This is a genomic window from Hallerella porci, from assembly GCF_003148885.1.
Lineage (GTDB): Bacteria > Fibrobacterota > Fibrobacteria > Fibrobacterales > Fibrobacteraceae > Hallerella > Hallerella porci.
This window is the reverse complement of sequence record NZ_QGHD01000005.1, coordinates 1-14479: the sequence shown is the minus strand read 5'-3', so window position 1 is coordinate 14479 and position 14479 is coordinate 1. Positions and strand designations below refer to the sequence as shown.

Below are 14479 nucleotides of genomic sequence, written 5' to 3'. Positions count from 1 at the left end.
TTGAAATTATGAATACGCATTCTTTGAATACAACTTTTTTGGATATTCCCTATTTAAACCATTTTCTGGGAGAACTTTGCCTTCCTGGCTCCAAAAGTATTACAAATCGAGCGCTTTTACTCGCAGCTCTTGCCCGCGGCACAACGCATTTGCACAATTTATTGTGGAGCGATGACACGCATTACATGGCGGAATCGTTAAAAAAATTGGGCATCGCCAACATGCGATTTTCAAACGATTTTAAAGACGCAGAAATTTCGGGCGCAAGCGGAAAATTTTCAAGCAAAAAGGCGGAACTTTTCATCGGAAATTCGGGAACTTCGATTCGCTTTTTAACCGCGGCAGCTTCTCTTGGAAACGGAGATTTTACACTCACCGGAATTGACCGCATGAAAGAACGCCCCATCCGCGATTTAGTGGATGCGCTCATTCAAGTCGGCGCCAAAATTGACTACGCCGAAAAAGAAGGATTTCCGCCCGTCGTCATTCACGCAAACGGTCTCGGCGGCGGCACGATGCACATCAAAGGAAATATTTCGAGCCAATATTTGACCGCAGTTCTTTTGGCTGCTCCTTGCATGGAAAATCCGCTGACCATTCTCGTCGATGGCGAACTCATTTCGAAGCCCTACGTTGCGATGACTCTTCGGATGATGCAAGAATTCGGCGTGCATGTTGAAAACGAAAATTTCCAAAAATTCTGCGTACCGAATACGGGCTACATTTCGCCGGGCGATTACACTGTCGAAGGCGATGCGTCGAGCGCAAGTTATGCTTTTGCTTCGGCTGCGATTGCAGGCGGTCCCGTTCGCTTATACGGCATCGATCAAAACAGCATGCAAGGCGATGTTTATTTTGCAGAAGTTTTGTCGCAAATGGGAGCAGAAATCGTTTACGGAAAAGGTTTCATCGATTGCAAGCGCGGCCAATTTCCGCTTCAAAAAATCGACTGCGATTTGTCTTCGATTCCCGATGCTGCGATGACCGTTGCAGCGCTTTGCCTTTTTGCTAATGGCACGAGCACAATCCGCGGCATAGGCAGTTGGAAAGTCAAAGAAACCGATCGTCTCGCAGCGATGAAAGCAGAACTTTCAAAAACCGGCGCAAAAATTTCGACGACAGAAAATTCGATTACGATTACACCGCCCGACGAATTTCTCCCCGCAGAATTTGAAACTTATAATGATCATCGAATGGCGATGTGCATGAGCCTTGCGGCTTTCGGCATTTCTCGTTCCCAAAAAATTCGCATTTTAGATCCGCTCTGCGTGAACAAAACTTATCCCGCTTACTGGAAAGATTTAAAAATGTTCAGCGGTGCAAATTTCGAAATTCCGAGTGCAAAATGAAGCCGATTTTCTTCACCATTTTGCTCATCGCATCCGCAATTTTTGCCAAAGAAAATGGGAAAGATTCGGTGGCGTTTACGCCGAAACTTTTTTTGAATTCTTCGGATTATCAAACCATCGCCGACTCGATGGTTCCGGGTTCTAAATTTGGCATTTCCATTCGGTCGCTGCATTCCGGAAACGAACTCATTTCCGTTCAATCGGATTCTTTTTTTACGCCGGCGAGTACATTAAAAACCGTCACAACGGCGGCGGCGCTTGATTTTTTACCGCTTCAATTTCGAGCAAAAACTTCGGTGCAATTAGCGGGCAGCATCAGCGGCAAAACTTTCCGCGGCGTTATCCGTTTACGCGGAGAAGGCGATCCCGGAATTTCGGGGCGTTTTTATGCAGAACCATTTTACATTTTGCATAGTCTCGCCGATTCAATTCGCGCCAAAGGAATTGACACGCTACAAATCCGCACGGAGCTAGACACCTCTTATTTCTCGGGTCCGCGAAAGCCAGAACATTGGCGGTCAAATTATTTCCTTTCGTGGTATGGCGCCGAGGTAACGCCACTTATTTTCAACGATAATTGCGCTCTCATTCATATCGATCCCGGTGAAAACGAAAATGATTCGGCGAAAATTACCGTGGAGCCTGACATTGGTTACGTACAAATTAACAACACATTAAAAACCGTCAACGGCAATCGTCGCAAATGGCGTTACGCTCTCGATCCGGATAAACCGATTTTCACCATTTCGGGAAGCATCGGAAAAAATGTGAAAAATGCAGCCGTCGTCATTCCGGTGCGCAATCCGAATCGCTATTTTGAAGCCGCATTTTTGCACGCATTAAAAGACCGCAATATTACCGTTGCAATCGATTCGACAATTCCGAGCGGCATTGAACTTGTTTCCTTTTCTTTTGAAGGCACGCCGCTTTTAAGTTTCCTCGATGAAATCAATCAGCGCAGTCAAAATTTACATGCCGAAGCGCTCTTTCGCAATTTTTCTGCCGTCAAATATCAAACGGGAAATGTGGAAAATGGACGCAAAGGCGTGAAAGAATTTTTGCAAAAACTGCATTTAAATCCCGATGATTTTGTGCTCTTTGACGGCTGCGGACTTTCGCCCGATAACAAACTCAAACCGTCTGCGGAAACGCAATTACTCGCAGCGATGGCGCGACATCCCAAAGGAAAATTTTACATTCAAAGTTTTGCGGGACCTGGAATCGGAAGCGGCGCAAAACGGATGCAGAATTTAGATTACGCGTGGTGCATTCGATTCAAAACCGGATTCATCAACGAAACGCACGGACTTGTCGGTTTTATGCCCACGATCGACGGCGACACTCTTCTCATCGCTTCGTATTTTAATAAGACTGGAAAAATTCCCGACAACGTTACCAAAGATGCGCTTGATTCAATTTGGTCTTGCATTTACCGCGCGGCAAATAACGGCTACAATTCTTTGCTCACGATGAAAGATTTGTATCATCAAGGAAGTTCGATTACGGGACTGGAAAATCGCATTCGATTTTTCTCCGAAAAATTTCTCGATATTCCTTACGGTCACGGCGGTCCCACTGGCGAAGGCTTCCGCGATTCCATTTCTCCGATGCCGATGATCAATACGGATTCTCTCGATTGCGTAACTTTCATTGAACACGTTCTCGCTCTCGCAAAAAGTCCAAGCGATGACAGCATTTTTAGCGTGTTACAAAAACTCCGTTACATCGACGGAAAAATTTCTTACCGTTTCCGCAAACATTATTTCGTCGTCGATTGGATTGGCGAAGGAAAATTCGCCCGTCAAATTGCGCTTCCGAACGATACTCTTGTCGAACGCATTATTTCGAAAAAAGAATTTTTCAAAACGAAAAATATCCAAGTTTCGGAGCCCGATACGAAATTATATCTGCGGTATTTGCCTCTCGAAAAAGCGATTGAATTTGCAGGCTCGCCGTGGCAAGGAGAACGCACCGTTCGCGGAATCGGATTCGTAAGCAAACTCAATTCTCTCGACATTGTGCACACGGGATTTTTAATTTTAGACCGCGGTAAACTTCCGATTTTGCGCGACGCTTCGTATAAATTCAACAAAGTCGTCGATCACGAATTAGTGGAATATTTAAATAGTTGGGTCGGAACCGGAAAAATTCCGGGCATTATTCTTTTTGAATTTTTATAAGAAAAATTAAAAAGCGAGAATTGCGGTCAATTCAAATTTACCGTCTTTTTCGCCTTCAAAAACGGTGAACGAATCTGGCGCCCAACCGTAAACATCCATCGTTAACGAATTGGAAATGATATTTTCTGCTTTTTCCACGTCGCCCCAAAAAATAGAACCCGACGAACGATAATAGCGAAGCATTCCAAGCGCCCGCGTACATTCTGGGAAATTATCGACCAACGCATAAGCGCATTTCATAAACGAAGTTCCCGAAATTTTGATGACCCGATAAAGTCGCCTCGGCGCCAAAAATTCTTGCAAATCATGAAAGTCCGGAGCGATCTGCGCCTTTTCCCCAAAGAATGTTAAAAGCTCTTGAAAAACAGCGGATTCTTCTTGTAAAAAAGGAGAACGTTTACGAATCATTTCAGAAACGGAAGCCATGCTGAAAATATAAAAAAAGCACCGTCAAACGATGCGTTTGAAAATAAAGAATGGCGGCTACGCCGCGTATAAAAACAGCGCGCCAAAGGCGCGCCGCATTCGTTATCAACAAATCATTATCAATTTTTCTGCGCCACTTGTGCGCTTTCATTTTTCACGCAGCGGAGCGAGCCTGCGATATTTTTATTAAAGTGTTCGAGTTTCACTTCGTTATCGTCGATGCGGACCAAGTAAGCTCTCGCGCCATCGTATTCCGAAGCAGTCCAGAATGTCGCATTCTTTCCCATGTCCACATACGAATCATCGTAATAGCGGAATCCGGATTTTAAGAATTGCAACGCCGAAGAATTCGGATCGGTTTGAAGAGCAGCCTCAAATTCGCTGACGGTCGGAATGTGCCAACCCGCAGGACATACGCCGCGATTCGAAGCATCCTTATTCATCGGATTGTATTCCATCGCAGCATCCCACGTGTAAAGGCGTCCAAACTCATTACACTTTTCAAAATCATCGCCGTAGCAGAAACTGAATTCTACCATGTAATCCAAATTTTCTGCAAGCCAAACTTTATCGCCAATCGTTTTCGTCTTATATGTTTTTTCGACGCAATGGAGAGTTTCGTTATCGGGATTGTAAATGCAAGAATGACTTTCATTGCAACCGAAGAAAACGAACGCAAGCGCCAAAAGAAACAGCGGATAAATCATTTTCATGATGAACTCCTCTGCAATTTACACCGCAAAGTTTTTCAACAATTCGTCCTTTGCATCGTATTTTTTATTGCGGTAATAAACCAACACATTGCACGAAACGATGACCAAGTTGAGCACGTAAATGGCGAGCACATAATTCCACGCATGCAGATAGCACTTCGCAAGGATTCCTGCGATATAGCCAAAGATAATCAGCAAGTTAAAACGCATGCTCATATTTTTTGCCGTGTGCGATTTAATATTTTTCCACACGGAAATCGGCCAAGAAAGACCGAAACAAACAAGCATCGTGGCTTCAAGAAAATCAGGCATATTAGCTCCTTTTTTGAATGACGTGCAAAAGTTAGTCAGTCTACACTCATACGTCTAATATATTATTTCAATAAAATTTATCATTTTCAATGATTGATAAAATTTTGTGATAATTAGAAAATGATAGTCGAAAATGATGAGTGAATCGTGCGCAAGAAAATGAAAAACGAAAAATTTTTAGGTCTTTACCGCCTCGAAAAATTTCTTTGCAAAACACAAAAACGAAAAATTTCTATTATCTATTTTAATGGCTAAGAATAGCGAAAATTACGAATATAGCGGGCGAAGCGCTCCGCAAGCAGCCGAAGCAGAAGTCAATTTGCTCGGCGGCGTAATGCAAGATTCGAACGTTCTGTCCGATGTAATTTCTCTTCTCAATCCCGACGACTTTTATCAAGAACGGCACAAAATTATTTGGGAAGTTTTGCAGAAACTTTCGCAGATGAACACGCCGATTGACGAAGTTACTTTGCAAAATGCGCTCGAAAAAGAGGGCAAATTAGAAGCTGTCGGTGGCGTAGAATATTTGCTCAAGCTCATCGAATCGGTGGCGAGCGGCGCCAACGCGCGGTATCACGCAGAAATTATTCAGAAGAAAGCGGTTCTTCGCCGCCTCATCAATGTTTCGAACGAAGCGATTCGAGAAGCCGAAGACCCGACCGCAGAACCCGACGAAATTATTTCGAAAGTCGAAGGTTCTGTGATGTCACTCGCCGAAAAGCAGGTGAAAAATTCTCTGCGTCCTGCGGGCGATGTGGTGCAAGAAGTTTTAAAAGCGGTGGAAAATCGTCGCGATGGACTTTCCGGTTGTCCGACAGGATTTACGGATTTAGATCGTTTAACCAATGGGCTTCAGCCTTCCGATTTGATTATTCTCGCGGGGCGTCCGGGTATGGGAAAGTCAGCGTTTGCGCTCACTCTCGCTTCGAATTCTAGCATCAATTACGGAAAAAAAGTTGCGTTTTTCAGCCTCGAAATGGGCGCAGAACAGTTAATGCAGCGTATCATTTGTTCGATGGCTGGGCTTGAACTTTCCAAGTTCCGTGCAGGACATTTGAACCGCGATGAATTTGCAAAGCTCCCGGGCACAGCGAGCCGAATCGTCCAAGCGAATTCACTTTATGTGGACGACAATTTGGATTTAGGAATTATGGAATTACTTTCAAAATGCCGCAGTTTAAAACGCAAAGTCGGTTTAGACTTGGTCATCGTCGATTATTTACAGCTGATGAAAACGGGCAAAGAAGAAAACCGCGCTGTCGCCGTCGGCGCCATTTCGCGTGGTTTAAAAGTTCTCGCCAAAGATTTGAAAATCCCAGTCATCGCACTCGCTCAGCTTTCGCGTAAAACCGAAGACCGCGCAGACGCTGTCCGCGGAGGCAAAACGCGTCCGCAACTTTCGGACTTGCGTGAATCGGGCTCTATCGAACAAGACGCTGACATGGTTTGGTTTATCGAACGTCCGTTCTACCGCAGCCACGATGAAGCCGACAAAAATAAAGCGCAACTTCTCGTCGCCAAGCATCGTAACGGAGCGACTGCAGATATTGACCTCACGTGGATTCCGCAATACACAAAATTCGAAAATTACATTCCCGAAGAAGAAGCGGGAAATGGCGGCGGCTCGGACTTTGGGTCGCTCGATGACATCGGAGTGTAATGGTGAAAATTTTTGCGCCTTTGCAGTTCCTAGGAAAAATCGTCGTCGGAGGCATCTCGAGCGTTGGAGAACTTTGTTGCATTCTCTGCTTTACACTTCGTCAAGTGCCGTATGCTTTTCGCACTTGGGGACTTGTGTTAAAGCAAATGGTCTCGATTGGCGTTTCGTCGATGCCACTTCTTTTTGTGACTTCGATTTTTACAGGAATGGTCGCAACGGTGCAAGCATCGTTTCAATTCCGCGGACTCGTCGCCGATAAATGGGTCGGAACAGCTGCGTGCAAAATGGTTTTAATCGAACTCGGCCCTCTTTTAACCGCACTCGTTTTAGCAGGACGCGTCGGCAGTGCGCTCGCCGCAGAAATTGCCTCTATGCGAGAAAAAGAAGAACTCGATGCACACGAAGTTTTAGGGCTCGACCCTTACCGCTTTTTAGCGATGCCGCGATTCGTCGCTTTCTTTACAATGGTTCCTTGCTTAACGATTATTTCGAATTGCTTAGCGCTCATCGGCGGATGGATTGTCGCCGTTCTCGCTCTTGATATTTCTTCTTATACATTTTACACCGGAATGCAATATCTCTTTAATCCGCTCGACCTTGCCGGCGGAATTATCAAATCATTTGTCTTCGGCGTAGTCATTTTTTTACTGGGATGGTTTCACGGAATCAATGCAGCGCCCGGTGCCCGCGGCGTAGGACTTGCGACAAAAGATGCTGTGGTTTCTTGCTGTTTAATGATTCTCATCTTGGATTTAGCGACCGACGCTCTCCTTTTCCAATAGGATTTTGTTTATGCCCAATGTGAATATCGATCCGAATGATATTATGATTCAGCTCCGCGGGCTGCAAAAAAGTTTTGGTCCTCAAACTGTTTTAGCCGATGTTAACTTGGACATTCGTCGCGGTGAAACGATGGTCATCATCGGACAATCGGGCGGCGGAAAATCGGTGATTTTAAAACACATGATTGGGCTTCTCCAACCCGATGGCGGCGAAGTCATCGTCGACGGCGTTACGATTAGCACGCCAAAATCTTTTGACACGAGAACGATTCGCAAAAAAATGGGAATGCTTTTCCAAAGCGGTGCTCTTTTTGATAGTATGGATACCGGCGAAAATATCGCATTCGCTTTACGAGAACATCATCCCGAACTTTCTGAAAAACGCGTGCAAGAAATCGTCACCGAAAAATTGAAACTCATCAATCTCGTTCCCGAATTCCGCAGCAAAATGCCGAGCGAACTTTCGGGCGGTATGCGGAAACGCGTTGCCCTTGCCCGCGCCATTGCGCTCAATCCCGAAATTCTTCTTTACGATGAACCGACAACCGGTTTGGATCCGATTACAAGCGATGTCATCAACGATTTGATTTTAGACATGCAAAGTAAACTCGGCGTCACTTCTGTCGTCGTGACTCACGATATGGTGAGCGCGTTCAAAGTCGCCGATCGCATTGCGATGCTTTACAAAGGCCGCATTATCGAAGTCGGTACCGTTGACGAAATCAAAAATACCACAAATCCTTTCGTCAAACAATTTATTACGGGCAAGCGAAAAATCAATCCAGAAGAAGAATAAATTTGGAAGCTTCTATGAAAAAAGTTTTGGGATTTACAGGAATTTTCACTTCGAGTTTTTTCATCTCATGCGGCTCGGGTAGCGTTGCCGACATCGATTCCAACGATGACACTCTGCGTTATTTACAAGATGAAAATTATTATGCGGGACTAATCGATTCCGCAGTGAGCGCTTGTCAAGGAAACGCAGAATGCAAAGCAAACGGCGGCGGAAAAATTCCTTCGAGTTCAAACAGCGAAATTTCGTCAAGCGCGGAAAGTAGTTCTTCCCAAAAAAGTTCTAGCTCCGTGTCTTCGTCAAGCGCGGAAAGCAGTTCTTCCCAAAAAAGTTCTAGCTCCGTGTCTTCGTCGAGCGCGGAAAGTTCGAGCAGCGAACTGGAAAAAATTTCTTTAACCAAAGAAAATCTTCCGCTTTCTGCGGGCACTTACAGCCTCGCCGAAAATCAATGCGAAAATCCTGTAGCTTTACAATGCGGTGGCAGTTGCACCATCTTAGTAAACGACAAAGAAGTGTGGAATAAATCAGATTATACTTATAGCCAAGTTGAATCCAGTTTATTCCCCGCAGGCGCCACGATTGTGATTATCGGAAATGTTCAAACCTTCAAATGCGCTTGGTAAAAAATTTCGGTGAAAATGAAAAGCGGAGTTCTAAAAGAACTCCGTTTTTTGCAGGAAGAGAGAATGATTACGGAATAATTCGGCGAACGCCTTGTGCGCTATATTCGACGATAATCGCGCGCACATTTTGCAACTTGGGCTTTTGTTTCCCGGCATAAATCGGGCGACCTTGCAAATCAAATGCGCGATAGAAAACCGCAGCATTATGCGACAAGCGCAACTGACGCAAAATGGCTTCGGGAATTGTATCCGTTGCCGAAGACGAACTTGAAATTTCACTGCTCGATGAACTTGCATTCGGATCGGTCACCACGATTTTTCCAGACTTTTTAAAGGTGGAATCGTTTGCCGTAGCCGTGACCCTAAAACTAAATGAGCCCGCTTCTGTCGGCGTTCCGCTGATGGAAATTTTCCGATTTTCGTTATCGATTTCGGTCAAAATTCCTTTTGGGAAACCTTCGGCGATAACCGTTTCGGCGCCCGTCCACGTGTAACAAAAATCGGTAATGGCTTCGCCCAATGTAATCGCTTGCGAACTCGAACCGCCGCCGCATTTGGCAATGCTTGGATAACTTTCGCCTTCGACGCTAAACGTTACAAAGCCTGACATTTGCGTTAAATTCGAATTGTCCGTCGCGACGGCAACCGCAGAATATTCGCCCGCTTCAAGCCCCGAAACTTTGACTTGATAAGGCGCAGAATTTACAGAACCGACTAAAGTATTTCCGACATAAAAATCCACTTTTTGAACCGAGCCATCGTTATCTTTCGCCGTTGCCGATAAAGTCACTTCATCGCCTAAAGAAACTTTTGCATTCGAAACGGAAACGCTTACACTTGCCGCTTGATTGCTTTGTCCAAACGCTTGATCGTAAGAAGGCATTTTCCCATAACGCCCGCCCACGCCGGTAATATTTGGAAGTTCATTTGGTAAACTTGCGACATCGCGTTTTACAAAAGAATACTTCGGCGTAAATGTTTCCGCTTGCGGAATTCCACTTTGCACAGAACCATTGTAACGATGTTGTTTGCTCGTGTTATCTAAAGTAATCCCGCTAAAGTAAACGTAGCCGTTATCGCCCCATTCGGCTAAATAACCTTTGCCATTTTTAATGTAACTGTTTTCGTAACGCACGTATGCTTTTGCATTTGCGCTATGACCATTTGCGCCTGCGATAAAGAAGCGATTTCCATCAACGAATTGATTATACAAATGAACTTGCGAACCATCATTTTCTCCGGTGACTTTCGGAACGCGGCCGTATGTATTATGCCAATAATTATTCGCAAATGTTAAATGCGCATCTTCGACAAGTGACATATAAGGGTCTGTTCCCCAGCAATTATATTCGTTTGCACCGTCAAAATCCAAAAAGCTAATCGTCGCATTATCGACAAATTCCATATCGAGTCCATCGCTAATCCATTTATAGCTCACATGATCTGCCCAGAAATTTTTAATGTGCGAATCTTTATTGCCCGAAGTTTCAAGTCCATCGCCCGCTTCAATCAAATGCGGATTCACATCGTAAATCGCCAAGTTTCTGTAAATGTTATTGTGTCCGCCTTCGTATGCGCGATTGTTGAGCGAAGCCCCGCGCAAATTGGCGCCGCGCCCCATACCGATTAAACTTTTATTCGCTTTAATCGTAATCCAATTATCCCACTTTTTCAAATTTTCACTTTCTTGAACGATTTGCAAATTCGATTCGCCCAAAGACTGACACGAATTCGCTTCGAATGCGATGCGGTAAAATGTATTTGTTTTCCCGGTCACCGCATTTTTTTCGGAGCAAGTCGTTTTGCACCAAGTGCGATTTGCCTTTTTCGCTTCGGTCGCCGCATTGCGAAATTGACGAAAATCGTAAGTGCCTTCGGGAATTAAAATGGTGACCGCATCATTACTTTGCAAATATTTGCGGACTTCTAAAGAATCTTTCGCGATAACGATTTTTCCTTTATCGCCGCCCGTGGTGACAGCGCCAAAGCCTTCGGCTTGAATATTCAAATTGAAAAGCAAGACGGCATTTTTATCCGATTCCGAACCGCTCCAAATCCATTTCGCCTGCGTATTTTTGGCAAAGCCATTTAACGCGCCGCCGCTTGGCATTTTAGAATTTGCGTAAGAAAGTTCGGTCGCAGCGCCCCACTGCGATAAATCGCGACCTTTCTGTTTCCAGTTTGCATTTCCGACGCTCGGCTTTGCTTTCCACGAAGAGCCCGAATAATACGATTTATCCAAATCGTCGATTTGCACCAAAACGCCCGGCGCCCCCGAACCATTCACGCCCACAACGGAAATGGCATTTTCACCTGGCAAAAAAGTCATCGGAATAAATCGCACGCGCCCCGCTTGATTTTCTTCGGCAAGGAGAGCACCATTATGATACAAACGAAAACCGCCGTCCGCGACAATCCAAATTCCAGGGCCATTCCCCGCATTATAAGTCGCAGCGATCAACTGCGAACCCACGACATCGCCGCCGCCTAAATTCACATCAGAAGGAAGCGTAACCACTTCGGATTTGGGAACAGCAGCTTCGCCAATTCCAAACGCACAAGTCAGCAAAATGCCTGCAAAAATTTTTTGAAAACGCATAAAACCATCCCATTGTTTTTGAATAAATCTAACTCGTCAAAATGGGATTTCCGAAAAATTTCAAAAAGAGCGTTGTCCAAAAACAACGCCCACCGTTAAATTTTTCGCTGTTTGACTTTCACCGATGAGCCTTCAAATTCTCGCGGCGTTTCCGCTTCGGTTTTCAAAACATCTTCGCGGATGCGTTTCACTTGCGACTGTAACCGCGCAAGGCGTTCCCCTTGCAATTTCGGCGTCGCAATCATCGTCTTCGACTTCGGATTGATCCATTGTCCTTGCGCATTTTTAAATCCCAAATGCAAATGCGGACCCGTGCTCCGGCCAGTGCTTCCGACACGTCCAATCACCTGACCGCCCGTCACTTGCTGCCCCACGCCGACACCGCGCGAACTCAAATGCATATAATAACTCACCGAATTATCCGCATGCTTAATCGCAATTTTATTGCCACTATATTCATCATAACCCGAGACGATGACTTTTCCCTTCGCCACTGCATAAACCGGCGAACCCTTCGGACTACCGTAATCAATTCCGCTATGCATTTTGCGCTGTCCTGTCACCGGATGAATGCGCACGCCGAACGGACTCGTAATATGCAATCGATCGAGCGGATAACGCAAACCGTCAAAAATCAACGCTTCCCCCGATTCCGTATAATGCGCATTGTAAGTGCTCTTCGGATCGGGATCCGCATACAAAAATGCCTCGTGATGTCCGACAGTCCGCCCATCAAATTCTGCGTAAATTACTTTCCCCGCAATCCAAATACTGTCTTGATAAAAAGATTCCTCGAGCATAATCCGGAAACGGTCTCCCGGCTGCACACTCGAAAAAGGAATTTTGCATTGTAAAACTCCCGCGACAATTCCCGACATCCGCGCCGGAATTCCGACCGAAAGAAGAGTCTCGTGTAACGTTCCGCCCTTCGCAATAAAACCTTCAAAAACCGATTGTTTTACCACGAGCGGCTTCGCCACCAACTTGTAAACAAAGCCATCATTTTCTTTCAAAAGCAAATGCACCGTCGCCGGATTTGGCGCATAACGAAACACTTGCACATTTCCGAGCGAATCTTGCGCCACATGAAACGCTTGCCCCACCCGCAAATTCGAAAGCTCCACGCTATCTTGAATCGCAAGCACAATCGAACGCTTATCATTAAAATTCACCTGCAAACGTTCTAGCACTTGATACAAACCCTCGCCCGCTTTCACCGTATCGCTCAAAACCGAAAGCCGCTGCGGACGCTTCGCCACATAAGTCGCAAGACTTGTCTGCGCATTCGCCAACTGCAAATTCGCCTGCTGAATTTCACCATCTAACGATTCAATTTTTCCCGACTCAAAACACGCCGACAAAAAAATCGTCGCGCTAAAAAAAGCAAACCAAGAAATGCGCCAAAATTTCATTCGCCACCACGCAAAAAAATCCAATCAAAAAAAACAGCCCGCCAAAACAGCGGGCTGAAACCAAATGCAGCGATTACTTCGCAGCCGGCGCCTTAATCTCCAACAATTCCACTTCGAAAATGAGAAGGCTATTGCCCGGAATCATCGGCTGACGACCGCTCGGACCATAACCGAGAGCGCTCGGAATCCAAGCCTGCACCTTTCCGCCGACCTTCATCAACTTCAACAATTCCGTCCAGCCCGGAATCACAGCGCCCACCGGGAATTCTGCCGGCTGACCGCGCTTCACCGAACTATCAAATTCTTTGCCGTTCAAAAGAGTGCCCGTATAATGCACCGACACAATCGACGAATCCGTCGGAATCGCGCCATTGCCTTCGGTAATCACCTTATATTGCAAACCGCTTTCCGTCGTAATCACGCCTTCAGCCGTCTTATTCTTTGCGAGGAATTCTTCTTGTTCCGCGAGATTCTTTGCCGAAGCGATGCTATCCTTTTCCATTTTCTTCTTCTGCAAATCCTGCGAGAACGCATTCAAAGTCGCATAAACCAACGAATCATTCATCAAATAATTTGCGCTATCCGCCAAATAACGTTCCTTAAAACCTTGATAGAACGCATCCAAATCGAGCGCGACCGAATCGCGGGTCACCAACTGATAATGCGCCTGCGAACCGAAATTTGCGCCGAGCGCATAACTATACTTATCCTTTTCCGTCACAAGACTTGTCTTGCCCGATTTTGCACCAAGATCATTGCAACCCGCGAGCAAAGCCGCAGCCATACCAAGAGCCAAAAGTTTTTTCATAAAATTTCCTTTTTTGAATTTGCCCATAAAATAAAAATTTTCCTCGCAAAAGAAAAGAAAATAAAAACAAACAAGGGGGGAAGCCTCCCCCTCGCGTGAACCGCGCGATAAAATCAAAAATAAAATCCCCACCGCGCGTTTCCCGCTACCCCCTCTGCGGGGACACCCCGCAACGCCCCGAATTCCACATCTAAATCCCTCATTTTTTCGTGCAACGCTGCGAGAAACATTCAAATTGCTTTTGAACTCTTCATGCAACTCTGCATAGGCACTTCAAAAGGGTTTTGAACATTCCTGCAACTTTGCATAGACACTTCAAAAGGATTTGAGGCATTCGCATAGCAAAGCGGGCTTTCCCTTTTGCGGAAGCAAAAGGGAAACGAATTTCTCATTTTTAAAGCGCCTTGGGCGATTTAGGAATATCACTTCCCCGCAAAAGGTTAAAATTTTTATAGTGCGAAAGCATTCCTAAATACGACTGCAGAGAATTTTCTACGTCAACGTCTGTTCGATATGGCAAAAGCTTGAGTTTTTTCTGCATGCGTTTGAATGTCGAGTTTGCGATGTAATTTCTATAAGGCAGTAAAAATCCGCCCAAAAATTGAACTCCCCAATACGCATTTTCGATTTTTGTTTTTTGTGGATGCAGTTCAAGCCCGAGCTCATTTTTCAAAAAATTTTGAATCGGAAAAATCAAATTTTCAAGTTCGGTTTTACTTGATGAAACGATAAACGAATCATCGACGTAGCGCCCGTAATGTTTACATTTCAAAGTGCGTTTTACAAATTGATCCAATGCATTCATATAAACATTGCTAAATA

General features: G+C 45.3%; 13 protein-coding genes. 6 read left to right on the top strand and 7 right to left on the bottom strand.

All coding sequences use genetic code 11. From position 1 onward, the window contains the following. The first annotated feature begins 8 nt into the window (after window positions 1-8). On the top strand, window positions 9-1349 hold the full coding sequence (gene aroA / locus B0H50_RS03825) for a 3-phosphoshikimate 1-carboxyvinyltransferase (RefSeq protein ID WP_106198051.1): 1341 nt from the start codon (window positions 9-11) through the stop codon (window positions 1347-1349). Continuing rightward, window positions 1346-3529: a D-alanyl-D-alanine carboxypeptidase/D-alanyl-D-alanine endopeptidase gene (dacB, locus tag B0H50_RS03820; protein WP_106198052.1), complete on the top strand. Its 2184-nt coding sequence runs from the start codon at window positions 1346-1348 to the stop codon at window positions 3527-3529. The genes aroA and dacB overlap by 4 nt, the downstream gene beginning before the upstream one ends. A gap of 6 nt (window positions 3530-3535) precedes the next feature. Here dacB and B0H50_RS03815 read toward each other — a convergent pair whose 3' ends face one another. The 3 genes from B0H50_RS03815 to B0H50_RS03805 all read right to left on the bottom strand — a co-directional run bounded on the left by B0H50_RS03815 (window position 3536) and on the right by B0H50_RS03805 (window position 4980). Further along, window positions 3536-3955 carry a hypothetical protein gene (locus B0H50_RS03815; protein WP_106198053.1) on the bottom strand — a complete coding sequence of 140 codons (420 nt, stop codon included), beginning with the start codon at window positions 3953-3955 and terminating at the stop codon, window positions 3536-3538. Between the two features lie 119 nt (window positions 3956-4074). Beyond that, a complete protein-coding gene (locus B0H50_RS03810) occupies window positions 4075-4668 on the bottom strand; it encodes an FISUMP domain-containing protein (protein ID WP_106198054.1) in 594 nt (197 codons plus the stop codon). Between the two features lie 18 nt (window positions 4669-4686). After that, window positions 4687-4980, bottom strand: coding sequence for a hypothetical protein (locus B0H50_RS03805; protein WP_106198055.1), 294 nt, complete (start codon window positions 4978-4980; stop codon window positions 4687-4689). A gap of 247 nt (window positions 4981-5227) precedes the next feature. Here B0H50_RS03805 and dnaB point away from each other — a divergent pair, with 247 nt between their 5' ends. Genes dnaB through B0H50_RS03785 form a run of 4 tightly spaced genes read left to right on the top strand, consistent with a single transcriptional unit; the run spans window position 5228 to window position 8838 of the window. Continuing rightward, window positions 5228-6640 carry a replicative DNA helicase gene (gene dnaB, locus B0H50_RS03800; RefSeq protein ID WP_106198056.1) on the top strand — a complete coding sequence of 471 codons (1413 nt, stop codon included), beginning with the start codon at window positions 5228-5230 and terminating at the stop codon, window positions 6638-6640. Then, window positions 6640-7422, top strand: a complete 783-nt coding sequence (locus tag B0H50_RS03795) for an MlaE family ABC transporter permease (RefSeq protein WP_106198057.1) — start codon at window positions 6640-6642, stop codon at window positions 7420-7422. The genes dnaB and B0H50_RS03795 overlap by 1 nt, the downstream gene beginning before the upstream one ends. A 10-nt stretch (window positions 7423-7432) precedes the next feature. Then, the gene (locus tag B0H50_RS03790) at window positions 7433-8218 is read left to right on the top strand and encodes an ABC transporter ATP-binding protein (RefSeq protein ID WP_106198058.1); all 786 of its coding nucleotides are present in this window, start codon (window positions 7433-7435) and stop codon (window positions 8216-8218) included. 14 nt (window positions 8219-8232) lie between these two features. Beyond that, window positions 8233-8838 carry a hypothetical protein gene (locus B0H50_RS03785; protein ID WP_146193670.1) on the top strand — a complete coding sequence of 202 codons (606 nt, stop codon included), beginning with the start codon at window positions 8233-8235 and terminating at the stop codon, window positions 8836-8838. Window positions 8839-8905: 67 nt separating this feature from the next. Here B0H50_RS03785 and B0H50_RS03780 read toward each other — a convergent pair whose 3' ends face one another. The 4 genes from B0H50_RS03780 to B0H50_RS03765 all read right to left on the bottom strand — a co-directional run. Then, complete coding sequence (locus tag B0H50_RS03780) at window positions 8906-11437, bottom strand: Ig-like domain-containing protein (protein ID WP_158256438.1); 2532 nt, start codon at window positions 11435-11437, stop codon at window positions 8906-8908. A 95-nt stretch (window positions 11438-11532) separates the two neighbouring features. After that, a complete protein-coding gene (locus B0H50_RS03775; protein ID WP_106198061.1) occupies window positions 11533-12849 on the bottom strand; it encodes a M23 family metallopeptidase in 1317 nt (438 codons plus the stop codon). 73 nt (window positions 12850-12922) lie between these two features. Beyond that, window positions 12923-13657, bottom strand: coding sequence for an FKBP-type peptidyl-prolyl cis-trans isomerase (locus B0H50_RS03770; RefSeq protein WP_106198068.1), 735 nt, complete (start codon window positions 13655-13657; stop codon window positions 12923-12925). A gap of 394 nt (window positions 13658-14051) precedes the next feature. Further along, a partial coding sequence (locus B0H50_RS03765) for an RNA-directed DNA polymerase (protein ID WP_146193669.1) occupies window positions 14052-14479 on the bottom strand: 428 nt, incomplete at its 5' end.